Origin of the sequence: Hymenobacter pini (assembly GCF_020421205.1) — a bacterium.
GTDB lineage: Bacteria > Bacteroidota > Bacteroidia > Cytophagales > Hymenobacteraceae > Hymenobacter > Hymenobacter pini.
Map to the genome: position 1 here is coordinate 478266 of NZ_JAIZZH010000002.1, position 23510 is coordinate 501775.

Annotated in this window: 25 protein-coding genes; 18 read left to right on the top strand and 7 right to left on the bottom strand. The window is 58.3% G+C overall.

Annotated features, from left to right (window positions below; all coding sequences use genetic code 11):
* Positions 1 to 20 precede the first annotated feature (20 nt).
* The 7 genes from LF252_RS08580 (at position 21) to LF252_RS08610 (ending at position 5569) form a co-directional block, all read left to right on the top strand.
* Entirely contained in the window at positions 21 to 455 is a 435-nt protein-coding gene (locus LF252_RS08580; RefSeq protein WP_226269170.1) for a nucleoside deaminase, read from the top strand.
* Between the two features lie 168 nt (positions 456 to 623).
* Positions 624 to 941 (top strand): hypothetical protein, encoded by a 318-nt coding sequence (locus tag LF252_RS08585; protein WP_226269171.1) that lies wholly within the window; start codon positions 624 to 626, stop codon positions 939 to 941.
* Positions 914 to 1333 carry a hypothetical protein gene (locus tag LF252_RS08590; RefSeq protein ID WP_226269172.1) on the top strand — a complete coding sequence of 140 codons (420 nt, stop codon included), beginning with the start codon at positions 914 to 916 and terminating at the stop codon, positions 1331 to 1333. The genes LF252_RS08585 and LF252_RS08590 overlap by 28 nt, the downstream gene beginning before the upstream one ends.
* A gap of 141 nt (positions 1334 to 1474) precedes the next feature.
* Entirely contained in the window at positions 1475 to 2299 is an 825-nt protein-coding gene (locus tag LF252_RS08595; RefSeq protein ID WP_226269173.1) for a mechanosensitive ion channel family protein, read from the top strand.
* A 145-nt stretch (positions 2300 to 2444) separates the two neighbouring features.
* A complete protein-coding gene (locus tag LF252_RS08600; RefSeq protein ID WP_226269174.1) occupies positions 2445 to 4226 on the top strand; it encodes a chloride channel protein in 1782 nt (593 codons plus the stop codon).
* Positions 4227 to 4369: 143 nt separating this feature from the next.
* A complete protein-coding gene (rnhA, locus tag LF252_RS08605; protein WP_226269175.1) occupies positions 4370 to 4837 on the top strand; it encodes a ribonuclease HI in 468 nt (155 codons plus the stop codon).
* 9 nt (positions 4838 to 4846) lie between these two features.
* Positions 4847 to 5569 carry a tRNA1(Val) (adenine(37)-N6)-methyltransferase gene (locus LF252_RS08610; protein ID WP_226269176.1) on the top strand — a complete coding sequence of 241 codons (723 nt, stop codon included), beginning with the start codon at positions 4847 to 4849 and terminating at the stop codon, positions 5567 to 5569.
* Between the two features lie 6 nt (positions 5570 to 5575).
* Here LF252_RS08610 and LF252_RS08615 read toward each other — a convergent pair whose 3' ends face one another.
* The gene (locus LF252_RS08615) at positions 5576 to 6937 is read right to left on the bottom strand and encodes a saccharopine dehydrogenase C-terminal domain-containing protein (protein ID WP_226269177.1); all 1362 of its coding nucleotides are present in this window, start codon (positions 6935 to 6937) and stop codon (positions 5576 to 5578) included.
* Positions 6938 to 7136: 199 nt separating this feature from the next.
* Here LF252_RS08615 and cdd point away from each other — a divergent pair, with 199 nt between their 5' ends.
* Together cdd and LF252_RS08625 are read left to right on the top strand one after the other, a co-directional pair.
* Entirely contained in the window at positions 7137 to 7631 is a 495-nt protein-coding gene (gene cdd / locus LF252_RS08620) for a cytidine deaminase (RefSeq protein ID WP_226269178.1), read from the top strand.
* Between the two features lie 2 nt (positions 7632 to 7633).
* Positions 7634 to 8296, top strand: a complete 663-nt coding sequence (locus LF252_RS08625) for an alpha/beta hydrolase (RefSeq protein WP_226269179.1) — start codon at positions 7634 to 7636, stop codon at positions 8294 to 8296.
* A gap of 49 nt (positions 8297 to 8345) precedes the next feature.
* On the opposite strand, the gene LF252_RS08630 is transcribed toward LF252_RS08625, so the two are convergent.
* From LF252_RS08630 to LF252_RS08645, 4 genes are all read right to left on the bottom strand, one after another.
* The gene (locus tag LF252_RS08630; RefSeq protein ID WP_226269180.1) at positions 8346 to 9092 is read right to left on the bottom strand and encodes an SDR family NAD(P)-dependent oxidoreductase; all 747 of its coding nucleotides are present in this window, start codon (positions 9090 to 9092) and stop codon (positions 8346 to 8348) included.
* A gap of 72 nt (positions 9093 to 9164) precedes the next feature.
* Entirely contained in the window at positions 9165 to 9953 is a 789-nt protein-coding gene (porT, locus tag LF252_RS08635; protein WP_226269181.1) for a type IX secretion/gliding motility protein PorT/SprT, read from the bottom strand.
* Positions 9953 to 10681 carry a bifunctional demethylmenaquinone methyltransferase/2-methoxy-6-polyprenyl-1,4-benzoquinol methylase UbiE gene (gene ubiE / locus LF252_RS08640; RefSeq protein WP_226269182.1) on the bottom strand — a complete coding sequence of 243 codons (729 nt, stop codon included), beginning with the start codon at positions 10679 to 10681 and terminating at the stop codon, positions 9953 to 9955. The genes porT and ubiE overlap by 1 nt, the downstream gene beginning before the upstream one ends.
* Positions 10682 to 10812: 131 nt before the next feature.
* A complete protein-coding gene (locus LF252_RS08645) occupies positions 10813 to 13071 on the bottom strand; it encodes an OmpA family protein (RefSeq protein ID WP_226269183.1) in 2259 nt (752 codons plus the stop codon).
* A 447-nt stretch (positions 13072 to 13518) separates the two neighbouring features.
* On the opposite strand from LF252_RS08645, the gene yihA reads away from it, so the two are divergent.
* The 3 genes from yihA (at position 13519) to LF252_RS08660 (ending at position 15326) form a co-directional block, all read left to right on the top strand.
* On the top strand, positions 13519 to 14130 hold the full coding sequence (gene yihA / locus LF252_RS08650; RefSeq protein ID WP_226269688.1) for a ribosome biogenesis GTP-binding protein YihA/YsxC: 612 nt from the start codon (positions 13519 to 13521) through the stop codon (positions 14128 to 14130).
* A gap of 82 nt (positions 14131 to 14212) precedes the next feature.
* Positions 14213 to 14683 carry an energy transducer TonB gene (locus LF252_RS08655; RefSeq protein ID WP_226269184.1) on the top strand — a complete coding sequence of 157 codons (471 nt, stop codon included), beginning with the start codon at positions 14213 to 14215 and terminating at the stop codon, positions 14681 to 14683.
* A 31-nt stretch (positions 14684 to 14714) separates the two neighbouring features.
* Positions 14715 to 15326, top strand: a complete 612-nt coding sequence (locus LF252_RS08660) for a DUF5606 family protein (RefSeq protein ID WP_226269185.1) — start codon at positions 14715 to 14717, stop codon at positions 15324 to 15326.
* A 104-nt stretch (positions 15327 to 15430) separates the two neighbouring features.
* Here LF252_RS08660 and fbp read toward each other — a convergent pair whose 3' ends face one another.
* On the bottom strand, positions 15431 to 16459 hold the full coding sequence (gene fbp / locus LF252_RS08665) for a class 1 fructose-bisphosphatase (protein ID WP_226269186.1): 1029 nt from the start codon (positions 16457 to 16459) through the stop codon (positions 15431 to 15433).
* A 155-nt stretch (positions 16460 to 16614) separates the two neighbouring features.
* On the opposite strand from fbp, the gene LF252_RS08670 reads away from it, so the two are divergent.
* The 6 genes from LF252_RS08670 (at position 16615) to LF252_RS08695 (ending at position 22634) form a co-directional block, all read left to right on the top strand.
* Entirely contained in the window at positions 16615 to 17898 is a 1284-nt protein-coding gene (locus LF252_RS08670) for an aspartate kinase (protein WP_226269187.1), read from the top strand.
* A 171-nt stretch (positions 17899 to 18069) separates the two neighbouring features.
* A complete protein-coding gene (locus tag LF252_RS08675) occupies positions 18070 to 18522 on the top strand; it encodes a Fur family transcriptional regulator (protein ID WP_226269188.1) in 453 nt (150 codons plus the stop codon).
* A gap of 97 nt (positions 18523 to 18619) precedes the next feature.
* Positions 18620 to 19258 carry a peroxiredoxin gene (locus tag LF252_RS08680; protein WP_226269189.1) on the top strand — a complete coding sequence of 213 codons (639 nt, stop codon included), beginning with the start codon at positions 18620 to 18622 and terminating at the stop codon, positions 19256 to 19258.
* A 157-nt stretch (positions 19259 to 19415) separates the two neighbouring features.
* The gene (locus LF252_RS08685) at positions 19416 to 20666 is read left to right on the top strand and encodes a 3-deoxy-D-manno-octulosonic acid transferase (RefSeq protein WP_226269190.1); all 1251 of its coding nucleotides are present in this window, start codon (positions 19416 to 19418) and stop codon (positions 20664 to 20666) included.
* 63 nt (positions 20667 to 20729) lie between these two features.
* Positions 20730 to 21653 (top strand): ribosome small subunit-dependent GTPase A, encoded by a 924-nt coding sequence (gene rsgA / locus LF252_RS08690; protein WP_226269191.1) that lies wholly within the window; start codon positions 20730 to 20732, stop codon positions 21651 to 21653.
* 96 nt (positions 21654 to 21749) lie between these two features.
* Positions 21750 to 22634 carry an NAD(P)-dependent oxidoreductase gene (locus LF252_RS08695; RefSeq protein WP_226269192.1) on the top strand — a complete coding sequence of 295 codons (885 nt, stop codon included), beginning with the start codon at positions 21750 to 21752 and terminating at the stop codon, positions 22632 to 22634.
* A 219-nt stretch (positions 22635 to 22853) separates the two neighbouring features.
* On the opposite strand, the gene LF252_RS08700 is transcribed toward LF252_RS08695, so the two are convergent.
* The gene (locus LF252_RS08700) at positions 22854 to 23495 is read right to left on the bottom strand and encodes a fasciclin domain-containing protein (RefSeq protein ID WP_226269193.1); all 642 of its coding nucleotides are present in this window, start codon (positions 23493 to 23495) and stop codon (positions 22854 to 22856) included.
* Positions 23496 to 23510 lie beyond the last annotated feature (15 nt).

The window sequence follows — 23510 nt, forward strand, 5'->3', positions numbered from 1 at the left end:
AACCAGAAACTTTAATAGACATGGACGAATTCATGCAGGCCGCCATCGACGAAGCGCGGCAAGGACGACAGGAAGGCGGTATTCCGATTGGCTCGGTGCTGGTGCGCAACGGCAAGATTGTGGCCCGGGGCCGCAACAAGCGCGTACAGGAAGACAACCCCATCAAGCACGGCGAAATGGATTGCCTGTTCAACGCCGGCCGCCAGCGCAACTACCGGGATACGGTCATTTACACCACCCTCATGCCCTGCTACATGTGCGCCGGCACCATCGTGCAGTTCAAAATTCCGAAGGTGATGGTGGGCGAGTCGCGCACGTTTGGCGAGTCGCGGGCGTTTCTGGAAAGCCACGGTGTAGAAGTAGTGGACCTCAACCTGGACGAATGCGTGCAGATGATGGAGGAGTTCATCGAGGCCGAGCCCACGCTCTGGAACGAGGACATCATGGAGTTGTAAGCACAAGTACATGGCACGTCATTCCGAGCTTGCCGAGGAATCTCGCGTGCTGACGTTGCAGTAGTAACTCAAATGAAGCGGTAGAGATGCTTCGACTTCGCTCTGCATGACGATTAGTATGGCAACGTCAGCACGCGAGATGCTTCGCTTCGCTCTGCATGACGCGCTGTGACCATTCACACTTTCCCCACTCCCTTGGAAGCCACGAAGAAATGTCCAGCCTGCGGGTATTGGAGTAACTGGCAGCAGTTGGCTACTGACCGGTGTGAGCGGTGCGGGCAGCTGCTGGACCCGCAGCGCTTACGCAGCGAACAGCAGCGGGAGCGGCTGGCCCAGGAGCCGGTGTCGCCCATCATGCTCATCGAAATCAAACCCGATGACAAACCGTGGGTGCGCTTTCTGAAATACATTATTCGGGGCGGGCAGCTGGCGTTTGGGGCACTTATGGCATTTATCCTATGGCTGATAACACTGCTAGCCGGTTGAGGCTACCCGCCGAGCTACGGCACCCGCTGTTTCTGGTGGGCACAGTACTGTACTTCATTACCGTGCTACACAAGTACGGCGGGCCACTGTCGCCGCACTGGCCCCTGCCCGGTGTGGTCCGCTCCCACTTGGCCGATTTTCTGTCTCTGCCCCTGGAGCTTACACTGGTGCTCTGCGTAATGCGGCGCCTGTATTTTCGGCAGCCTTCATTTGTGCTGCCCACTTCCTGGATTTTCAGCACCTGGCTGGTGTTTTCCGTGTGGTTTGAGCTAGTGCCCTTGTTGCAATCTTCGTCAGTAGTACGCAACACGCCCGACCCTTGGGACGTGGTGGCCTATGCGCTGGGCGGCCTGGTGTTCTGGCGCTGGATGAACCGGCCAGCCCTGGCCTGAGGCGGTGCAAGCCAACCCCAACACGCAGTATCTACGTATAGCAACACTTACCATGGCCCCGCTGGCACACGCCCGCGGGGCTTTGCTTTGGCCGGTTTGCTATGAAACCGGCTGCTATTCTCCGCCCTAATGCTTTTGTCTATGCTCCAGGATTTGCACCGTGTCCTTTCTGCCTACTGGCAACAGTTCCTGTATGTGTTACCCAAGCTGCTGATTGCCTTGGTACTGCTGGTAGTGGCCATATTTATTGCCAACCGCGTCAGTGCCCTGTTAGGCGGGCGGTTACGCAAACGTTCCACTGACCCTCTGCTGGCCGATTTTCTGGCTAGTATTGGCAAGTGGGTGATGGTAGGCCTGGGCCTGATGCTGGCGCTCAATATCCTGGGGTTTTCGGGCATTGTGGGCAGCTTGGTGGGGGCAGCGGGCGTATCGGCGTTTATCGTGGGCTTTGCCTTCAAGGATATTGCCGAGAACTTTCTGGCCGGCGTTATTCTGGCTTTCAACCGGCCTTTCCACATCAACGATACGGTAGAAATTAAAGGGCTGATTGGTCACGTGGAAGCCCTGAACCTGCGCATCACGCTTATCCGCACTTTCGATGGCAAGCACATCTACCTACCCAACTCACTGGTCCTGAAGGAGCCGCTCATCAACTACACCCGCGACGGCAACCTGCGGCAGGAGTTTTTGGTGAGCGTAGACCTGGGCCAGGACGCCACGCCCGACGTGGCAACCAACGTCATTCTCAACTATCTGCGCACCGTGGCCGATGTGCAACAGGCTCCCCGCGCCCCGTACATCAACCTGGAGAAGGCCACTGCTACCACCGCCGACCTGCGCGTGTACTTCTGGGCCGACTCCGAAGACTACCGTCGGGGCGTGCTGCAGCTTAAAAGCCGCCTGATGCAGGAGGTGAAGCAGGAGCTGCTGGGCGCGGGCCTGGGGGTGCCGGCTCTTTCGAGCTAGTTGCTGGTTATTCGTTGCTGGTTGATAAAAGCATTCTTCATGCGGTTAGTAGTTGACAGCGAGTAACGGACAACTAATAACTCAAAGAAGTTTTCGTTAGGTTAGCGGCTACACCCGTTGGCTGCCACCCACCCCCTGCGCGCCCATGCCCCAGAATACCATCCATCGGCTACTTCGTCCGTTGCTCGTGTGGCGCGTGCGCCACGTCAGCGACCGGGTGTACCTGATTGTGGTGAGTATGCTGGTGGGCTTGCTGGCAGGCTTGGCGGCGGTACTGCTCAAGACGATGGTCCACGACTCGCAGAAAATGCTGAATGCGTGGGTACCCGGCGAATATCAAGTGTTTGCCAGCTCGCTTTACCCTATTATCGGTATTGCCCTTACGGTGCTGTTTACCCGGTATTTCCTGGATGGCAACCTGGGCCGGGGCATTGGGCCTATTATCTATAACATTGCCCGGCAGGGTAGCATTGTGCCCCGTAGTAAGCTGTACTCGCAGCTGGTTTCGTCGTTTCTGACGGTTACGTTCGGGGGCTCGGCGGGTCTGGAAGCCCCTATTTCCGTTACGGGTTCGGCTATTGGGTCCAACACGTCCCGCATTTTGCGGATTGGGCGGCGCGAAAGGCGGCTGCTCACGGGCTGCGGAGCCGCCGCGGGCGTAGCGGCCATTTTCAACTCGCCCATTGCGGGGGTACTGTTTGCCGTTGAAGTTATTCTGTCAGAGTTGTCGGCGGCGTATTTCGTGCCTTTGCTGATTGCCTCAGCTACTGCCACGGTGGTATCGAAGGCCCTGTACGCGGGTCAGCCCTTCGTTCTTATTACCACTTCCTGGCCCGTAGATGCCGTGCCGCTGTACCTGATGCTGGCCGTGTTTACGGCCCTGCTGTCGGTGTACATGATCCGGGTGTACTTCTGGGCCGATAAGTACTTTGAGCAGCTGCACGGCACGCTGCGGAAAGTACTGCTGGGCGGCTTGGCCCTGGGGGGGCTGGTATTCCTGTTCCCCCCGCTGTACGGGGAAGGCTACAATATTGTGCAGCTCCTACTAGGTGGCCACGCCGATCAGCTGATTGATGGCTCTTTGTTTGATGTCTTCCACGATGAGAGCGTGTGGCTGGTGCTGCTGGTAGCGGCCGGCAGTATGCTGTTGAAAGTGGTTGCTACTACTATTACCATTGGCTCGGGCGGCAACGGGGGCATGTTTGGCTCCTCACTGTTTGCGGGGGCCCTATGTGGCTTTGTGTTTGCCCGCCTTATCAATCTGAGCGGCCTCTACCCCATTTCAGAAGTACACTTTATTGTGCTGGGAATGGCCGGCACCCTGGCGGGCGTAGTGCATGCCCCGCTTACCGGCATCTTCCTCATTGCCGAAATTACGGGCGGTTATGCGCTGTTCGTCCCGTTGATGGTGGTTACCTCCGGCTCCTACCTTATCACCCGCTACTTCGAGCCGTACTCGGTGTACACCCGCAAGTTGGTGCAGAAAGGCGTGTACGTAAACCAGGACCGGGACCGGGGCCTACTGGCGCAGCTGGATGTGCGTACCCTGATTCAGACGGACTTTCTGCCCGTTCATCCCGAAGACACGCTGGGCGAGTTGGTTACCGCCTTCCGGCACGCTTCCCGCAACCTGTTTCCGGTGGTGGATAATGCGGGGTACCTGCACGGCGTAGTAAGCCTGGATACCGTGCGCGACGCCCTCTTCGACGACGAGCACTACACCACCACCCGCGTGCAGGATCTGATGACGGACCCACCTGCCATAGTGCGCCCCGATGATACCCTGCTGGATACTTTACGCTGCATGGAACAGCTCGGGGCCTGGGCCCTCCCCGTCCTCGACCTAAACGACCATTATCTGGGGTTTCTGCTGAAATCCACTATCCTGGCTAATTACCGTCGGCAGCTGATCAAGGAAAGTGAGTAGTTGGATGGGAGAATGGTTGAACTGATGAATGGTTGAATTGTCGGATTAAGCCAATAAGTACTAATCACCCATCCAGCCATTCACCCATCCAACAATTCTCACTTCGTACCTTGCGGGGGTTTTCTGCATTTACCGCTTTTCGCTTGATTTACCTGTATACTGATGGCTCCTCGCGGGGCAATCCGGGCCCCGGAGGCTACGGCGCCATTCTGCGCTTCGGCCAGCATGAGAAGGAACTCACCCAGGGCTTCCGCCTCACCACCAACAACCGCATGGAGCTGCTGGCCGTCATCATCGGGCTGGAGGCCATTACCCGTCCCGAGCTGCCGATTACCGTCGTCACCGACTCCCGCTACGTGGTGGATGCCGTAGAGAAAAAGTGGGTATTCGGCTGGCTGAACAAGCCGGACTTCGGCAAAAAGGCCAATGAGGACCTGTGGCGCCGCTTTGTGAAAGTGTACCGCCAGCGCAATGTGCAGTTCCGATGGGTGCGCGGCCACAACGGCCACCCCGAAAACGAGCGGTGCGACCAACTGGCCGTGTGGAGTGCCACCAAAGGGCCACTGCTGGTGGATGAAGGCTACGAGCTGATTGAGGCGAAACGCGGCTAACTCCGGGGCGTGGCGAATTCCTATTTTCAGTTCAAACAGTTCCGCATCGAGCAGAACGCCTGCGCCATGAAGGTGTGCACCGATGCCTGCGTGCTGGGAGCGGTGGCACCCGTAGCCGGGGCCCGGCGCATCCTCGACGTGGGTACCGGCACCGGCTTGCTGGCCCTGATGGCTGCCCAGCGCAACCCCACGGCCTACCTGGAGGCCGTGGAGCTGGACGAAGCCGCCGCGGCCCAGGCCGCCGCCAACTTTGCAGCCAGCCAATGGGCTGAGCGGCTGGTGTTGCATCCGGTTCCGCTGGCGGCTTTAGCAGCCACTCACCCCCAACCCTTCGACCTGATTCTCTGCAACCCACCCTTTTTCCGTAACTCCCTCCGCTCCCCCAGCGCCCAGCGCACTACGGCCCGCCACACCGCCGCCGATACTCTGACGTTCGGGGAGCTAGCTGGTTTTGCCGCCCGGTTTTTAATGCCCGGTGGCCAGCTGACGGTATTGCTGCCGCCACCTGAGATGAAGCAGTTTGAGCAGGAAGCCGCGGCTGTTGGTCTGCATCCCGTTTTCCGCTTAATCCTGTATCACCGGCCCGGCAGTAAACCACTGCGCCATATTACCACGTTCAGCCGGCAGCCGGGCCTCGTGCAGCAGCAGGAGTTACCGCTGCACGAAGCCACCTCCGAGGACTATTCTGCGTGGTTTCGGGAGGCATTGGGGCCGTTTTATCTGGCCATTTAGAGCACGTCAATCCGCCACTATAGATGACGTTAAAGCGTACGATTCCTCCACGAACCGAATTCCGTATTCCTGGGCCAGCTCCGTTAGAATGGGCTCGTACAACTCCGACTCGGTTGGGATAACCACGCCGCGCTGTTGCAGTTGGCCCTGCGTGAGCCGGCGCACGGCCATTGCCAGGGGCAGACCCACCGTTTTGGCCATGGCCGTGTGCACGGCATCATCGCCCAGCACCACCAACGACGACGTGTGGCCGTGCCGCTCCCCGTTCAACTCGTACTCAAACAGGTGCTGCATTACAATCATGTCCCGGTCGCGGGGCTGCAGGGCCCATTTTTCGGTGAGCAGGCGCTCCAGCAGCTGGGCGGGCGTGGCATTAGCCAAGCCTACGGGCCGCTCCGAAAACAGCTCCAACCACGCAAGACGCTGCATAATGTCATCTTCTGGCGTCAGCCCCAGATAGTCGGCCACCCGGGCGGCGGTGTTGCCGGAGCCGGTGGGCAGATAGGCTTCCACCAGCTCCCGCCACGTGAGGGTGGCGGGGTTGTCGAGGTGCACGGCATCATCGGTGAGGCCCAGGCGCACCAGCGCGTGCCACGCCGCGCAGTAGCCCGGCCGGCGCAGGGTGCCGCGCAGCATTGTGGGGATATTCTGTAGACCGTAAGGCGCGCGGTAACTCAGCGAGTCCCGGTTGGCGTACCCCTCGAACTCACCAAAGCCGGACACGGCCAGGGTTTCGGTACGGGCAAACATCTGCTGGTACGTAATGAAACGGGGGCGGCCGTTTTCCAGGAATTTAGCCGTACTCTGGCCAGCCAGCACCACGTTGCGCGGGTTCCAGGTAAACTTATACTTCCACGGGTTGTCGCCCTCGGCCTCGGGAGCCAACAGCCCCCCGCAGTATGATTTGAACGACGTAACTACACCGCCCCGGGCCCGGATATCGGTCAGTACCTGCATGGCCGACATGTGGTCGAGGCCGGGGTCAAGGCCGCATTCCATCAGAATGGCAATACCTGCTTCCCTGGCTTCGGTATCCAACGCCCGGATTTCCTCGCTCACGTAGCTGGCCGTGGCCAGGTGCCGCCGGTGCCGCACGCAGGCGCGGGCCACCGGAGCATGAAACAGAGCCGGCAGCATCGAAATAACCACGTCGGCCCGGGGCACCAGTTCTTCCAGCCTGGCTTCGTCGTGTACATCAAACGGTACCGCCCGGGCATACTCGGAGTGGGCAGCCAGCACGGGGGCCAGGTGCGCGGGCTGCACGTCGGCCACCGTCAGCTGCCACCCTTCCGTGGGGGCATGCAGCAACAGGTACTGAATCAGGGAAGTGGCCGAGCGGCCGGCGCCAAGCAGCAGAATAAGGGTCATGTGGGGTGGGTGGTGGGCTAGAACTCAGCCGCCAATATCGGATAAATGCCCGAGCCCGGCAGGCCTGCACCGTTCCTACTCTTGTTTGACAGCAGCAATTTGTTGTGCCGATCTGGAAGTCTGCAAAAAAGTTGTACATTCACCGCCCCTTTTCACTACCCGGGGCCGCCAGCCGGTGCCGGGCCGTTCTTTGCCTCCAATGGCCCAACCCCTTCACCTGACCATCACCGTTGAGGTGGTGGCATCCGAAGCTGACCTCTCTGCCGCCGAAGCCGCCACCTGGCAGGCGGCCCGCGCCGCCACCGACCACGCGTACGCGCCCTACTCCCACTTTCACGTTGGCACGGCGCTGCTACTCGATGATGGCACCATCTTTCGCGGCACCAATCAGGAAAATGCGGCTTACCCCTCCGGCCTGTGTGCCGAGCGCACGGCCTTGTTCGGGCTAGCTGCTACCCAGCCCAATCGGCGTATTATGGGCATGGCTGTGGCGGCCCGGCCCGCCAACGGGGAGTTTGTACCGGTGACTTCCTGCGGAGCCTGCCGCCAGGTAATGGCCGAGTATGAGCACCGCCAGAAACAGGCTATTCCGCTGCTGTTGCCCGGCCCCAACGGCAGCATCTACCGGTTCAATTCGCTGTCCGACCTGCTGCCCTTCGGCTTCTCGGCCGATGATTTGCCCAAGGCGCAATAAGCATGCAGGCCCGCGAGCAGCACATTGCCGTTACTCGGTCGGCCCGGTATTACCAGCTCGGTGAATTATCGAAGGCTACGCGGCGCGTGTGGTTTGTGGTGCACGGCTATGGGCAGTTGGCGGCTTATTTCATCCGTCATTTCGTCCACCTCACCACCGATGATCCGGCCTTAGTAGTTATTGCCCCCGAAGGATTGTCGCGCTTTTACCTGCAAGGTACCTCCGGCCGTGTAGGCGCTACCTGGATGACCCGCGACGACCGGCTAGCGGAAATTGCCGACTACGTCGCTTATCTTAACCAGCTTGCCTCCAACTTACTAATCCAGGCTGCACCAGAAGTAGAAATTACGGTGCTGGGCTTTTCGCAGGGGGCCGCCACTGTTAGCCGTTGGCTGGCCCAGGCTATTTTCCGGCCCAGCCATCTAGTACTCTGGGCCGGAGGTTTTCCGCCCGACATGGAACTGCCCACCGCCGCGCAGTTGCTCAGCCAAGTACCCGTAACGCTGGTTTGCGGCACCGAGGACGAGTTTGTTGCCGAAGACCAGCTGCAGCAACAGCGGCAGTTCTTGGAGCAACTGGGCGCCGCGCCCCGCCTTATCCGTTTCTCTGGCCGGCACACGCTGGATGCGGCCACGCTTACTCAACTGGCCCGCTCTGGTTCATAAAAAAAGGCTTCACCTGTTAGTGGGTGAAACCTTTTTTGGTTAATGGCTGCTAGGTGCGCCGGATGGTGGTAGCGGCTCCCTGCGCCGTGGGCAGCAGCAGCACCTCAGCCACATTCACGTGGGGCGGGCGCGTTACCATAAACCGGATAACGTCGGCCACGTCCTCGGCCTTCAAGGGCTCAAAGCCTTCGTACACCTTGGCGGCCCGCGCCGTGTCACCTTTGAAGCGCACCTCCGAAAACTCGGTTTCCACAGCTCCGGGGTTTACCTCGGCCACCCGAATGTTGTGGGGCAGCAAATCCAGGCGCATGCACTTGGTGAGTGAGGCCACGGCGGCTTTAGAAGCGCAGTACACATTACCGTTGGCGTAGGCCTCGTAGCCGGCTATTGAGCCGATGTTGATGATATGGCCCACGTTGCGGCGCGTCATGGCGGGCAGCACGGCCCGGCTCACGTACAGCAGCCCTTTCACGTTGCCATCCAGCATATCGTCCCAGTCTTGCGGGTTACCGTCCTGAATGGGCGCTAAACCATGGGCGTTGCCAGCGTTATTAATAAGCACGTCCACGTCCTGAAATTCGGCGGGCAAGCTCTGCACGGCGGCCTCCACGGCGGCCCGGTCGCGCACGTCAAACGTGAGCAGGTGGGTGGGCGTGTCGGCCAGTTGCCGGGCCAGTTCTTCCAGCCGCTCCCGGCGGCGGCCCGCCAGCACCAGCCGGAAACCGGCCTCGGCCAAGGCTACGGCCGTAGCCCGCCCAATCCCCGACGAAGCGCCGGTTACAAATGCAGTTTTCATTGTTCAATAGCTTGTAAGCACCTGCCCTGCGGGCAGTGCCCGATTGATCAGCCGGTTGCGAAACCTTCACACCTACCGGCCCGACCAGATGTTCAGGTACAGAGTAACGGTGTTGCTCTTCATGCTCTGCAGGCTGCGGCTGTACACATCGGTGTTGCCGGGCACGTACAGGTTGGTCAGGCCGTGAGAAAAGCGCAGTTCGGGCGAAAACTTGAAGAACGGATAGAACAGGTCCATTCCTACCCCGTACTCCAGCGCCACGTCGGAGCGGCCGGCTGTCAGCAGCGTCTGCTCACTCTCTTTCTTTCGGCCTCCAATAGTGAAACTCGGCTTCACGCCCCCAATCAGGTAAACTCGGGAGTTGCGCCGCCGCTGCGACTTCAGCTTGAACAGCAGCGGAAAATCCAGTTGCGTTGCGCTGATTTCCTGGTCCTCAATTTCCTTGGGGTCGTTGGGGTACTGGGCAGTATTCTGTGAGTACCCGTAGGGCTTAAACTCGATGCGCCGCGTCAGAAAGCTTACGCCAGGAGCAAAGTTGAAAGCCCCATAGTCCCCAATCCGCACATCGGCCAGAAAACCCACTGAACCGCCGGGGCTTACCACCGAGTTGGCCGAGACACCTGTGTAATTCGAGGCTGTTGGGTAAGCCGCTGCCGACTGCTCAATCTTGTAGCGCGAAAAGTTGGGGGCCACGTACATGCCCAGGTGCAGCCACCGACTGTCGTAGCCCGGCAGGTTGTTCACCGTCACCGATTTCACCCGACCGTTTTTTCCCCTACTTGCGCCGGTCAGGCTTTTTTTCTGGGCCAGGACCGATAGGGGCAGCAAACCCGCCACCGCCGCTACCGCGAGCAGCCGCACTATTTTTGAGCTGTGTAAATGGAGCTGATACCGAACGTGAGGGGTTGCCATGCAGGAGAGGTAAAGCCTACTTTACGCAGAATGGCCAGAAAATCCTGCCCATCCGGGAATGCCTGCACCGACTCGGGCAGGTACGTGTAAGCGGCGCGGTCTTTGGAAATCAACTTGCCGAATACCGGCAGAATGTTTTTGAAGTAGAAGTTGTAGGCCTGCTTCATGGGGAAGGCCGTGGGTTTGCTGAATTCCAGCACCACCATTTTGCCGCCCGGCCGCAATACCCGGTACATTTCGGCCAACCCTTTCTCCAGGTTTTCGAAGTTGCGCACCCCAAATGAAGCCGTTACGGCATCGAAATGGTTGTCCGGGAATGGCAGCGCCTCCGAGTCGCCGAGTTCCAGCCGGATGCGGTGGCTCAGCCCTTTCTGCTGCAGCTTGCGCCGGCCCACCTCCAGCATACCCTCCGAAATATCCACGCCCGTAATCTGGGCGTCCGGGGCTGCTGTGCGCAGGGTTTCGATGGCAAAATCGGCGGTACCGGTGGCTATATCCAGCACCCGGGCCGGCCGCAGCTGCTTCAACTCGTCCACGGCCTTGCGGCGCCAGTAGATGTCCGTGCCCACACTCAAAAAGTGGTTCAGGAAGTCATACTTGCCAGCAATGCTGTTGAACATCTGGGCCACCTGCGACTTTTTGCCGGCGGCGTCATCTTTGTAGGGAACTACGGACATACTTCTCAGGGCGAAGAACGAGAAAACTCGGGCAAAATTGCCCAATTACAACGGCCCGTCTACCATTATGTTAAAAAAAAAGCGGGCCGGGCTGCTGGCCCGACCCGCTTGCGCTTCTCAAAAACCGCGGCTTAGTCGTTGTCCGTCTTCACTTTGGTCTTCTCACCGTTGGCATCCTTCGCCTTCGAGTCAATGGTACCGTCTTTGGTTACGGTCTTGCTCTTCTCGTCGTTGGGGCCTTTGGTTTTCACTTTCACTTTGTCGCTGTCCTCGTCCACTTTGGTTTTCACCTTCGTGCCGTCGGGCAGCTTAGCCTTGCTTTTGCCGGGCTGTAGCGGAGCCGTGGTAGTCGTGGTCGAAGACGACGAACCAGTCGAGTTAGCGCCCGAGTTCGGCGTGGGGTTGTTCAGCACCGGAGCAGCTTCACCCTCCTTGGTAATCACGCGGAAATCGGTGCGGCGGTTCAGCTGCATGTTCTCCGGCGAATCGTTCGGGGCCACCGGACGACGCTCACCGTAGCTTACCGTTACCATGCGCGTTTCCGACACGCCTGATTTCTTCAGGTAGTTGTACGCCACGTCAGCCCGGTTCTGGCCAAGTACCATGTTGTACTCGTCGGTGTTGCGCGAGTCGCAGTTACCTTCAATCGAAATGTTGATGCCGGGGTTAGCCTTCAGCACTGCGCTGATTTTGTCCAGCTCCGTAATCGACTCCGGCCGCAGCTTGTACTTGTCGGTATCGAAGTAAATCGGCTTCATTGTAGCGTATACCCCCGAGGTGGTATCAACATACGGCACATAGAAGTCCTTGGTAATCGTGGTCGAGTCGTTGGTCGAAATCGGCACGGCAAACTCCTGCGTTTCGATATTCTTACCATCCTTCGACACGGCTACCTGGTAGGTACGGCCCGAAAGCACGCTCACTTGATAGTCGCCAGTTACCGGCTTGGTGATGTCACGGTAGCTCAGGGCCGTTTTATCGGCCTGAGTGCCACTGAACACCAGCTCCACGCCCGGAATTACCGTGCTGTCGCGCTGGCTCAGCACGCGGCCGCGGATAATGGCGTTTTTTATGTAGTTGATGGTGTAGATGTCCTTCTCACCGTAGCCACCAATGCGGTACGACGACAGGTAAGCGTACGAACCATCCGGCGACAGACGATAGTAAGTATCATCATCAGGCGTGTTGATGGGGTAGCCCATGTTCTCGGCGCGACCCCACTTGCGGCCCACTGAGTCCCACTCCGATTTGAAGATGTCGTAGCCGCCCATCGTGTTATGACCACGTGAAGAGAAGTACAGCGTCTTGCCGTCGCGGCTCAGGTACGGGCTGTCGTCGTCGTAGGGCGTGTTGATAGCCGAACCAATGCTTTTGGCCGGGCCCCAGTCGCCGCCAGGCTGACGGGTAGAGTAATAGATATCCAGCGTGTTATCCTCCGAATACTTGCTGGTTGAGAAGTAGATGGTTAGGCCATCGGGAGTGATATAAGCGTCCGACTCGAAAGCCGATGAGTTGATGTTCTTGTTGAGCTTTTTGGGCTCCGTCCAGTCAGCGCCCGATTTCTCCGAGTACAGGATGTCCCCATTCTCATCGTTGCGGTACATGAGCAGCTTGGTGTCGTTATCGAACACCTGAATAGAAGCATCGTGGCCTTTGCCGTTGAGCACGCCGCTCAGGGAGCGGGGCTTTTCCCAGTTCTCATCGTCGATGCGCTTGGCTTCGTAGATGTTCTCGTAGTACTGGCCGTCGGCGGCAATCTTGTTCTTATCCTTCACGGTGCCATCGGCCGATACAGCCGGGGCGTTGCTCATATCATCCGAGCGGGAAGTGAACAGCAGGATTTTGTCATCGTTGGAAATTACCGGGCTGTGCTCCGACCATTGCGTGTTGATGGTGGGGCCTAGGTTTTTCACGAAGATATCCTTGGGGCTGTTGAACTGCACCTTGGCGTTCTTGCTATGCTGAATCAGCTGAGCCAGTTCCTTTTTGCGGGTATCCTTGGACTTCAGCGTGGCGTTATACGTCTGGAAGTGGCCAATTGCCTCGTCGAAGTTGTAGTTCAGGTGGTCAACCCGGCCCAGCCAGTACTCCACATCCTTCGATACGTTCTTCTTCAGGCGCTGCGCTTTATAGATATAGTCGCTGGCTTTTTCCTTATCAAAAGACATATAGGCAATACCCGCCCGGAACAGCGCTTGGGCGTTGTTGGGCTCTTTAGCCAGTACCTGCTCGTAAAACGGCAACGAAGCCCGGTAGTTCTCTTGCGCGAAGTACTTGTTGGCCGTCTTCAGTTGCTTTCGTGTGCTCTGGGCCAGGGCAGGCTGAGCCACAGCAGCCGTTAGCGCGAAGGCGCACGAGGCGTTGAATAACCTTCTGACTAAGTTGTCCATTTGGGAGAATGTTAGGAAAATAAGGAGTTGCAAAAGGGGAGTGAAACCCGGCACGCCGACTGCGCGGAGTTGGGTTTTCAAGAGTTGCCTCTTATACTGAAAACCTGCCTCAGGGTTGAGGGAATCCTCGGAAAAAAAGTAAAGCCACCAACTAACTGGGTGATTTTGCTTTTTCAATCTGTATAATCTTCCCCGAAACCGGAGAATGAGCGGCCAAAGATAGAACTTTTATTATACGGCCTTGACCGTAACTAATGCGGTAAAATGCCTGATACTGAACCAGTAGAGAGCAGTAGTTTTTGTACTTAAAGCCTCTTCTGTAAGCATTACCAGTCGCACAAATATAGGCCGACTACTTAAATTACAATGTTTTTCCCCAAAAAATTATGCAATCCGCTGCCACTTATTGAATATGTACCTTTGCGCTTAGTATCATCCGCCAAACTGATGAATATTCAGACCGCTGCCTTTCTGATGAGTAATTCCCGGGTGGAAGATTGCCCGGCACCCACCCTACCGGAGTACGCCTTCATTGGCCGCTCCAACGTGGGCAAATCGTCATTAATCAACATGCTGACGAACCACAAGGGCTTGGCTAAGACATCTTCCCTGCCCGGCAAAACTCAGCTAATCAATCATTTTATTATTAATAATAATTGGTATTTGGTCGATTTGCCGGGCTACGGCTACGCACGCGTCAGTAAAGACTCACGGCAGAAATGGGGCCGCATGATTAATTATTATTTGCGCAAGCGGGAAAATTTGCTGTGCGTTTTTGTATTGATTGACTCGCGCCACGCGCCGCAGGCCGTAGACCTGGAATTTATTGAGCAGTTGGGCGAGGAAGGAATTCCGTTTGTGCTGGTATTTACAAAAGCTGATAAACAATCGGGCAGCCGCACGCAGCAAAACGTGACGGAGTACCTGCAGAAACTACAGGAAACGTGGGATGAGCTTCCGCGCCATTTTGTTACCTCGGCCGAGGACAAAACCGGGCGCGAGGAGCTGCTTGCCTTCATTGGAGAAGTGAACCGCCAGTTCGCCGAAAGCAGCCAATAATGCGTAAATTGGCCTCGTAATTGCCCGGCCTGGGCGAAGGCCTTTCTTCCGCTGTTCTGTGCGTTTTCTTGCTTATCTCCCCATGAAAAAAATTGCGTTCCTGCTGGGCATTGGTCTGCTAGCCTGCTCGGCTCCGGCTCTGGCCCAAAAAACCAAAGTGAAGGTAAAAACGGATGGTCCCGTGCCCGCCACTACGGAAACCACGGAAGCTGCACCGGCCGCGCCGGCCCATGCTCCCAAGGCCATTCCGGTGGCCGAGTATTACGAGGGTGGCCAGGAGGCTATGTATGCCTTTATTGAAAAGGAGCTGAAATACCCCATTATGGCCCGGCGCAACCGCATTCAGGGCACCTGCATTGTGAGCTTCACCCTGAATACCGACGGCACCATGTCGGGCATTAAGCTGGTGAAGAACATTGGCGGCGGCTGCGGTGAGGAAGCTCTGCGCGTGGTGCGGCTGCTCAAGTTCAACAAGCCGGATTATGCCATCCTGACCAGCCTACCCGTCACGTTTAAACTGCCGGCTCCCGGTCAGGCCGCCGCTTCTGAGTAACTTCGCACTTTCAACAACCGCTACTTAACATATGCCCTACGACCTGAAGGAAATTGCCGCTATCAGCGGAATGCCCGGTCTGTACCGCCTGGTAAAGCCCACCCGCGCCGGCGTTATCATTGAAGCCCTCGACGAGAAAGGCACCCGCTCCGTGGCCTCGGCACGCAACAAAGTATCGTTGCTGCAGGAAATTTCCATGTATACTCAGGATTACGACCAGACGGTGCCCCTGACGGAGGTGTTTGACCGCATCCATCAGAAGCACGGCAAGGGCCTGGCCGTAACCAACAAATCGGACGACCGGGACCTGTCGGCTTTCATGGCTGAAATCATGCCTGACTACGACCGGGAGCGGGTATACATGTCCGACATCAAGAAGCTGGTGCAGTGGTACCACGTGGTGAGCAAAAACCTGGAGTACCAAGCTCCGGCCGAAGAAGAAACAGCCTCTACCGATGCTCCAGCCTCTGAGGAAAAGCCCAAAGCCAAGAAGAAAGCGGCCAAGCAAGATGAGGCTGCCGCTGACGAAGCCCTGAGCACGGCCGGTGTTATTCCGGCTGCTGAGGAAACCAACGCGGCCGGCAACCCCGAGGCTGGAGAAGCCAAGCCTGCTAAAAAGACCACAAAAAAGAAGGCGGAGTAACCCTTGCTCCTCTTTACGCAAAAAGGCCACCCGAAATCGGGTGGCCTTTTTGGTTTTTGCCGCTTATCCAGACTGACTACAATGTCCAGCCTGTTTACACGGGCTTACGCTTTCAACACGGCGTCGTGAGCGAATTCCGGGGCCAGGAACTCCTCCGCCTTGGCTACCAGCTCCGGCGAGCCAATAAAGAGCGGGCACCGCTCATGCAGGTCGCGGGGCTCAATTTCCAGGGTCCGACGGCGGCCATTACTGGAGCGGCCACCTGCCTGCTCCACAATGAAAGCCAGCGGGTTGCACTCGTACATCAGGCGCAGCTTTCCGTTGGGTGCTTTGCGCGACGACGGGTACATGTAAATTCCGCCTTTTAGTAGGTTACGGTGGAAATCGGCTACTAGGGAGCCAATGTAGCGGGCCGAGTAGCTCTGCTCTTTGCAGTGAGCCACAAAGGCCTTCATGCCCTCGGAGAATGAATCGGACACGCCTTCATTGATGGAGTAGATGGCGCCCGATTTGGGAGTCTGGATGTTCGGGTGCGAGAGGAAAAACTCACCCAGGCTGGGCTCGTAGGTGAAGCCGTTGACGCCGTTGCCGGTGGTGTACACCAGCATGGTGCTGGACCCGTAAATCACGTAGCCGGCGGCTACCTGGTGAGTGCCGGTTTGCAGGCAGTCCTGGGTGGTGCCATCCATACCGGTGGGCGACACGCGGCGGTAAATGCTGAAAATGGTCCCGATGCTGACGTTCACGTCGATGTTTGACGAGCCGTCCAGGGGGTCGATGGCCACCACGTATTTGCCCTGGGTGTTGCCGGTCTGAATCATTTCGTCGTCTTCCTCCGAAATGATGGTGCACACCTCACCCCCGTTGCGCAACGCCCTGATAAAGCGAATGTTGGCAATTACGTCGAGCTTCTGCTGGTCTTCGCCCTGCACGTTGCGGTTACCGTATGCCCCAGCAATATCTATCAGGCCGGAGCGGTTGATTTCGCGGTTGACGATTTTGGCCGCCAGGGCAATATCGCGCAGTAGCTGAGAAAGTTCCCCGGTGGCGTACGGAAAATCCTCCTGCTTGCGCATAATAAAGCGGTCCAGGGTGGTGCCTACGGGCAGGGCCAGCTTGTCGTGGTTGGTCATGGGTGAGTGAGCGAAAGATGCGGGTGGGAAAGGTCAAAAGTAAGAAATTCCGCCGGAGCTCCAGCGAAATTTCGCTCCGGGTGCAGAACGTGGCTAAGGCTACCTGCCCAGCCGGCCAATAGGTGTAAGCCGGGGCTTCCTCCTACATTTGGGCCATGCAGTACGCTTCTCCCCTCCGGATTTTCAAGTTTGGCGGTGCCTCCGTGAAGGACGCCGTTGCTATTCGCAACTTGGTTGCCATTGTGCAGGCTCATGGGCAGGGTGGCCAGCTGCTAGTGGTGGTGTCGGCCATGGGCAAGACGACCAACGCTCTGGAAGAACTATTTCAGCTCGCCCACGCCGGTCAGGACTATACCGAGCCGCTGAACCGCCTGCGGGAATTTCATTTGCAGGTAGCCGCCGAGCTGGGCGTAACCGACAGCACGGTGGGCACCCCAGCCTTGGGGGAGCTGTTGGAACAGCTGCAAGACCGCCTTTCTACCCTGCAGCCCGGTGATTTTGATAAGCAGTACGACCAGATCGTCAGCTTTGGCGAGCTGCTGGCCACGCGCATTGTGGCTCGGGCGCTGCAGGCCCAGTGGCTGGATTGCCGCTCCCTCATCCGCACCGACCATACCTGGCGGGAAGGCCGCGTGGCCTGGGCTACCACGGAGCGGCAGCTCCGGGCGGTACTGCCCGAGCAGCTGGCTCACGGGCCGGTAGTCACGCAAGGCTTTTTGGGTGGCACTTCCAGCGGTCAGACTACCACCCTGGGCCGGGAGGGCTCCGACTACACCGCCGCCATTTTTGCCTATTGCCTGGAAGCGGAGTCCGTGACCATCTGGAAGGATGTGGCGGGCCTGCTCAACGCCGACCCCAAGATTTTCCCGGACACAGTACGCTACCCAGAAATCAGCTACCAGGAAACCATTGAAATGGCGTACTACGGGGCCTCGGTCATCCACCCCAAAACCATTAAACCATTGGCTGTAAAGCACATTCCACTGCTGGTAAAGTCGTTTGTGGACCCTACGGCCGAGGGTACCATCATTCACGACTGCCGGCACGGGCTGCTGGTGCCGGCTTTCATTCGCAAAACGGGGCAATGCTTGGTATCCTTTGAGTCCAAGGACCTGACGTTTATTTCGGAGGAAAACCTGGAGGTGATTTTTGGGGCGCTGGCCCAAGTGCGGCTTAAAATTCATCTGATGCAAAATTCCGCCATCAGTTTCTCCGTGTGCACCGATTTTTCGGCTTACCGTCTCGATAAGCTGCTGGGCCTGCTGCGCGACCAGTTTACCATCCACTACAACACGGGCCTGGAGCTGTATACCATCAAAAACTACGACGCCGCCAGCATTCAGCGTCTGACGGAGAACCGGGAGCTGCTGCTGGAACAGCGCACCCGCCAGACCTTCCAGTTTGTGTGCCGGGGCGAAGTGAATGAGTTTGTGAAGTAAGCTTATTGAGCTACCGGGCCGCAAGCCAGCGGCGTACCCCGAAGGCGCAATGTAATAGCCCGCTTTCTACCGGAAAGAGGTTTATGGTGGCTGGAAGAGCTGGAGCCGGATGAAACATTTTTTCCCGGCCTTGGCTTATAGCCCTATCTTTGCGGAGAATTTTTCTTACCTGTGAGCTTTTCCTCTGATCATTCGCACTCACACCCGACGCCGCAGCAACTGCGCGAACGGCTGGCTGCGGCCGGGCTACGGGCCACCCAGCAGCGCCTCCTGATTCTGGAGAGCTTGGTGGTGCTGCCCGGCCACCCCACCGCCGAGCAGGTGCACCGTCGCGTAACGGAGCAGGCTCCTTCCCTGTCGCTGGGCACGGTGTATAAAACGCTGGATTCGTTTGTGGCGGCGGGCCTCACCAAGCGGGTGGCCTCCGCCGAGGGCTCCTCACGCCGCTACGATGCCGACTGCACTGAGCACCACCACCTGTTCTGCACCGATACGCAGGAAATCATTGACTACTGCGACCCGCAGCTGGACGCCATCATTCGGGAGTTTTTTGCCACCAAGGGCCTGACGGGGTTTCAGCCCCATTCCTTTTCCCTGCACATCACGGGCAGCAAAGTTGGGTAAATCCCAGGGCTACCTGCGCCAAGCGTAGCGTGCGAGCCGACTTCTTCCCGGCCTGTTGATTCCATTCCTTTCATTCTATCACCTTTTTCACAAACTCATGGCAGTTCTTGTAGGTAAACGTGCTCCTTCTTTCAAAGCTACCGCCGTTATCGACGGCGAATTCGAGGAGGATTTCTCCCTCGACCGGTACTTGGGCAAGAAGCACGTTATCTTCTATTTCTACCCCGCCGACTTCACCTTCGTGTGCCCCACCGAAATCATTGCTTTCCAGGAGCGCCTAGCTGATTTCGAGGCCAAAGGTGTAGCCATCGTGGGCTGCTCCACGGATACGCACTTCTCGCACTTTGCCTGGTTACAAACCCCGCGCGACAACGGTGGTATTCAGGGCGTAACCTACCCGCTGGTGGCCGATGCTACCAAAACTATTGCGGCCAACTACGACGTGCTGGGCGGCCACTACGACTACAACGAGGCTGGCGAAATGACCTTCGTAGGCTCGCCCCTGGCCTATCGCGGCCTGTTCCTTATTGACAAAGACGGCATTGTGCGTCACCAAGTGGTAAACGACGGTCCGCTGGGCCGCAGCATCGACGAAGCCATGCGCATGGTGGACGCGCTGCAGTACTTTGAAGTAAAAGGCGAAGTATGCCCCGCCAACTGGGAAGAAGGCAAAGAGGCCATGTCGGCCACCCGCGAAGGCGTTGCCAATTACCTCGGTAAGCACGCTGCTCACTAGTAGTAGCACATTGCACGTGTAAAAAGGCTCCGTCGGTTTTCGGCGGGGCCTTTTTAGTTGGCTGCGGGCAAAACGCCTATTTTTGCGGTTTGCTACTGTTTCTTTGACCGTGGGCCTGCCTCCGGCAGGTTACGCGCCACAACCTAAGCATCACCTCTTGCGCTTTCTATATTCCGTAGGCCTATACCTGTACGCACTGCTGCTGCGGCTGGTAGCGCCGTTTGTGCCCAAAGCCGCCCAGTGGACGGCCGGGCGCCGCGGCCTACTGGAGCACATTCGGGCCGCTGTGCGCGCAGAAACGGCCCCGTTGGTGTGGTTCCATTGTGCTTCGCTGGGCGAGTTTGAGCAGGGCCGGCCACTCATGGAGGCCTACGCGGCCCGCTACCCTAAGCACAAAATCGTACTCACGTTTTTTTCGCCCTCCGGCTACGAGGTGCGCAAAAACTGGCCGGGAGCGGCGTACGTGTTTTACCTGCCGCTGGATACTGCAACCAACGCCCGCGTTTTTCTGGATGCCGTGCGGCCCCAGCTGGCGGTGTTTGTGAAGTATGAGTTTTGGTACTACTTCCTCACCGAGCTGCAGCGCCGCAGCATTCCCACCATTTGCGTATCGGCTATTTTCCGGCCCGAACAGATGTTTTTTCAGCCCTGGGGCGGATTTTTTCGCCGCATCCTGGGCCGCTTCACCCACATCTTCACCCAGAATACCGAGTCGGTGGCGCTGCTGCAACAGGCGGGCATTGCGCAGGCCAGCGTAGCCGGCGACACCCGCTTCGATACGGTGGTGCGCACGGCCACAGCCCCGCCCCGCTCCCTGCCGCTGGTAGATGCCTTCACCGACGACTGGGCTCCAGTCCTCATCATTGGCAGCAGCTGGCCCGAGGATATTGCTGTGTTGACGCCGTTGCTGCAGCAGTACCTGCAGGAATTGCGCTTCATGGTGGCCCCCCACGAAATCGGGGAAGCCAACCTACGGCAGGTGGAAGCGGCGCTGCCCGGCCAGGTAGTGCGCTACTCTCAGGCCGACGCGGCTACCGTGGCAAAGGCGCGGGTGCTGCTCATCGACAATGTGGGCTTGTTGAGCCAATTGTACCGCTTTGGGCACTTTGCCTACATCGGGGGGGCGTTTGGTAAGGGACTGCACAACACGCTGGAAGCTGCCGCTTTCGGCCTGCCGCTGTTCTTTGGCCCCACATACCACAAGTTCCAGGAGGCCCGTGACCTGGTGGAGCTGGGCTGCGCTTTTCCGGTTACCTCAGCCGATGAGCTCCTGACGGCCTTTGGCCCCCTGTATCACCGCGAAGAGGCCCGCCTGCACGTGCAGGACCTGAGCCTTGACTACGTACACGACCACAGCGGCGCCACCGACAAGATTATGCACTGGATTGGTGAAGTTGTGAAATGGTGAATTTATCGTTCAACCTGCCTAAGCGGCAAACTCACAACTTCACCATATCACAACTTCAGCTCCATGACTGGCATCATTGTTAAATCAACCGGCTCCTGGTACGTGGTGCGCGACGCGGCAGGGCAGCTGCACCGCTGCCGGCTGCGGGGTAAGTTCAAGCACAAGGGCCTGAAGGTGAGCAACCCCTTAGCCGTGGGCGACCAGGTGGATTTTACGGTGGAAGAACAGGCCGAAGGCGCCGGCGTGATTCATTATATCGAGCCGCGGCGCAACTACATCATCCGCCGCTCGGTGCACAAGAGTGAGCACGCCCACATTGTGGCCGCCAACCTCGACCAAGCCCTGTTGGTGGTTACGCTAGCCTCGCCGGCCACGTCGTTCGGGTTCATCGACCGGTTTCTGGTGACGGCCGAAGCGTACAGCATCCCGGTGACGCTGCTGTTCAACAAAACCGACCTGTACGACGAAGATCTGGCCGATTATCAGGAGCAGATTCTGAAAATGTACGCCCGCGTGGGCTACCCTGGTTTGCGCTGTTCGGCCCATACCGGCGAGGGCGTGGCAGCCATTGATGCACTGCTGGATGGCAAAGTATCCTTGCTCTCGGGCCACTCCGGGGTAGGCAAAAGTACCCTTATCAACGCCTTGGTGCCGGACCTGGACCTGAAAACAGCTGAAATCAGCGAATTTTCGGACAAAGGCGTGCACACTACCACCTTCGCCGAAATGCTGGAGGTGCGGCCCGGTACATTTCTGATTGATACGCCGGGCATCAAGGAGTTGGGGTTGGTGGATATGAAGCCCGGTGAGTTGGCGCACTACTTCCCCGAGATGCGCGCCTTGCTCAACCAGTGCCGCTACCACAACTGCCAGCACCTGCACGAACCGGGCTGCGCCGTGCGCGAAGCCGTGGACAAAGGCCGTATTGCCCTGCCCCGCTACGACAGCTACGTGAGTATGCTGGAAGCCGACGACAACCGGAAGTAGCATTGTGCGTTTGCCCATGTTAGTTATTCGTTGCTCTTTGTCAGTATCGAAAAACGGATAACGAACATCGACAAACGCACAACTAATACTTTTCTCTTGACACCACATAACGTAGCCTTCCTTGGCCTGGGAAACATGGGCGAGGCCATGGCCGAAAACCTGCTGAAAGCCGGCCACCGGCTCACCGTGTACAACCGCACGGCCCGCAAAGCCGCCGGCCTCAAAAAGTTGGGGGCCACCGTGGCGGCTACCCCCGCTGAAGCTGTGGCAGGTGCCGCCTTCGTGTTTACGATGGTAACCGACGATGCCGCCCTGGAAGCCCTCTGCCTAGGCCCCGATGGCCTACTGCCGGCCCTGCCGGTCGGGGCTGTGCACGCCTCCTGCAGCACCGTGGCCCCTGATACTAACCGCCGCCTCGCCGAAGCTCACGCCCGCCACGGCAGCGCCCTGGTAGCCACGCCCGTTTTCGGTAAGCCCGACGTGGCCGCCGCCGCCAAGCTGTGGCTAGCCATTTCGGGGGAGCCTGCCGCCCGGCGCAAGGTTACGCCCCTGCTCAACGCCCTCGGCCAGGGTACCCACGACTTCGGCGACGACCCGGGGGCAGCCAACATAGTAAAGCTCTGCGGCAATTTTATGCTGGGCGCGGCCATTGAAGCCATGGCCGAAGCCTTTACCCTGGCGCAGAAAAGCGGCCTGGAGCGGCAGCAGGTGTACGAGTTTTTCACCTCTACCCTGTTCAACACGCCCATTTACAAAAGCTACGGCAAGCTGGTGGCCGAACGGCATTACCTGCCCGTGGGCGCGGCCCCAGCCATCATCCGCAAAGACATGCGCCTGGTGCTGGATGAATCCCGCGCCCAGCTCGTGCCCATGCCCTTCGCCAATATCCTCCATGACCACCTCTCCACTACCGTTGCCAAGGGCGAGAAGGTAGACTGGGCCGGCTTCGCCGAGCGGGTAGCTCAGGACGCCGGGTTGTAGTGTTTACATGATATGAACCGGCACATCCTGCATAGGCGCGCAGCCGAAGCATCTCTACCGCTTCGCCTGCACTAGTTCAACGAAGCGGTAGAGATGCTTCGACAAGCTCAGCATGACGTGCTGTTTCAGCATTTGCCGCCTCCACGCTACCCTGACGCCACAAAAAAGCCCGGCTGAAGCAGCCGGGCCTTTTTAACCAATCAGGAAAAGTCAATTGTGTTACTGAGGCAAAGGCAGCAGCACACCGTCAATAACGTGCGTCACGCCGTTGCTGGAAATGACGTCGGGAGTCAGGATGTTGACGGGAGCATCTTTGCCGTTGCTTACCATGATTTTGCCGTCTTTCACCGATACTTTCAGTTTCTCGCCGTTCATGGTGGTCAGCTCCTGACCGTCTTTCAGGTCCTGGGCTACCAAGCGGCCCTGAATAACATGGTAGGTGAGCACGCCTTTCAGCTTCTCCTTACTTTCGGGCTTCAGCAGACCAGCCAGCGCCCCATTGGGCAGCTTGTCGAAGGCGGCATTGGTGGGCGCAAACACCGTGAACGGGCCGGGGCCGCTGAAGGCTCCATCAAGGCCAGCGGCCTGCACGGCTTTCACCAGCGTGCTCACGCTGGGCGCCATTACGGCATTCTGCACAATGGTTTTATCGGGCGTCATGGCCACGCCGTCCACCATTACACCGTCGGTTTTGCCCATACGGGCTGAGTCCGAGAGCATGGCGGTAGAATCGACGGTGGTTTCCATCGAGTCGGTGCGGGTAGTCGTGGTATCGGCCGTTTTGTTGTCGCCGCAGCTGCTGAGGCCGAGTACGGAGGCAGAGAACAGAGAAAGAGTAGCGAAACGCAGCACGTGGTTCATACGGAGGCGTGGCGA

Coding starts and splice junctions, on each gene's coding strand:
- LF252_RS08645 (WP_226269183.1), bottom strand. CDS start 13,071: ATGGACAACTTAGTCAGAAGGTTATTCAACGCCTCGTGCGCCTTCGCG.
- LF252_RS08670 (WP_226269187.1), top strand. CDS start 16,615: ATGCAGTACGCTTCTCCCCTCCGGATTTTCAAGTTTGGCGGTGCCTCC.
- LF252_RS08630 (WP_226269180.1), bottom strand. CDS start 9,092: ATGAAAACTGCATTTGTAACCGGCGCTTCGTCGGGGATTGGGCGGGCT.
- rsgA (WP_226269191.1), top strand. CDS start 20,730: ATGACTGGCATCATTGTTAAATCAACCGGCTCCTGGTACGTGGTGCGC.
- LF252_RS08625 (WP_226269179.1), top strand. CDS start 7,634: ATGCAGGCCCGCGAGCAGCACATTGCCGTTACTCGGTCGGCCCGGTAT.
- LF252_RS08680 (WP_226269189.1), top strand. CDS start 18,620: ATGGCAGTTCTTGTAGGTAAACGTGCTCCTTCTTTCAAAGCTACCGCC.
- LF252_RS08595 (WP_226269173.1), top strand. CDS start 1,475: ATGCTCCAGGATTTGCACCGTGTCCTTTCTGCCTACTGGCAACAGTTC.
- LF252_RS08700 (WP_226269193.1), bottom strand. CDS start 23,495: ATGAACCACGTGCTGCGTTTCGCTACTCTTTCTCTGTTCTCTGCCTCC.
- LF252_RS08590 (WP_226269172.1), top strand. CDS start 914: ATGGCTGATAACACTGCTAGCCGGTTGAGGCTACCCGCCGAGCTACGG.
- LF252_RS08615 (WP_226269177.1), bottom strand. CDS start 6,937: ATGACCCTTATTCTGCTGCTTGGCGCCGGCCGCTCGGCCACTTCCCTG.
- yihA (WP_226269688.1), top strand. CDS start 13,519: ATGAATATTCAGACCGCTGCCTTTCTGATGAGTAATTCCCGGGTGGAA.
- LF252_RS08580 (WP_226269170.1), top strand. CDS start 21: ATGGACGAATTCATGCAGGCCGCCATCGACGAAGCGCGGCAAGGACGA.
- LF252_RS08600 (WP_226269174.1), top strand. CDS start 2,445: ATGCCCCAGAATACCATCCATCGGCTACTTCGTCCGTTGCTCGTGTGG.
- LF252_RS08660 (WP_226269185.1), top strand. CDS start 14,715: ATGCCCTACGACCTGAAGGAAATTGCCGCTATCAGCGGAATGCCCGGT.
- ubiE (WP_226269182.1), bottom strand. CDS start 10,681: ATGTCCGTAGTTCCCTACAAAGATGACGCCGCCGGCAAAAAGTCGCAG.
- LF252_RS08655 (WP_226269184.1), top strand. CDS start 14,213: ATGAAAAAAATTGCGTTCCTGCTGGGCATTGGTCTGCTAGCCTGCTCG.
- cdd (WP_226269178.1), top strand. CDS start 7,137: ATGGCCCAACCCCTTCACCTGACCATCACCGTTGAGGTGGTGGCATCC.
- fbp (WP_226269186.1), bottom strand. CDS start 16,459: ATGACCAACCACGACAAGCTGGCCCTGCCCGTAGGCACCACCCTGGAC.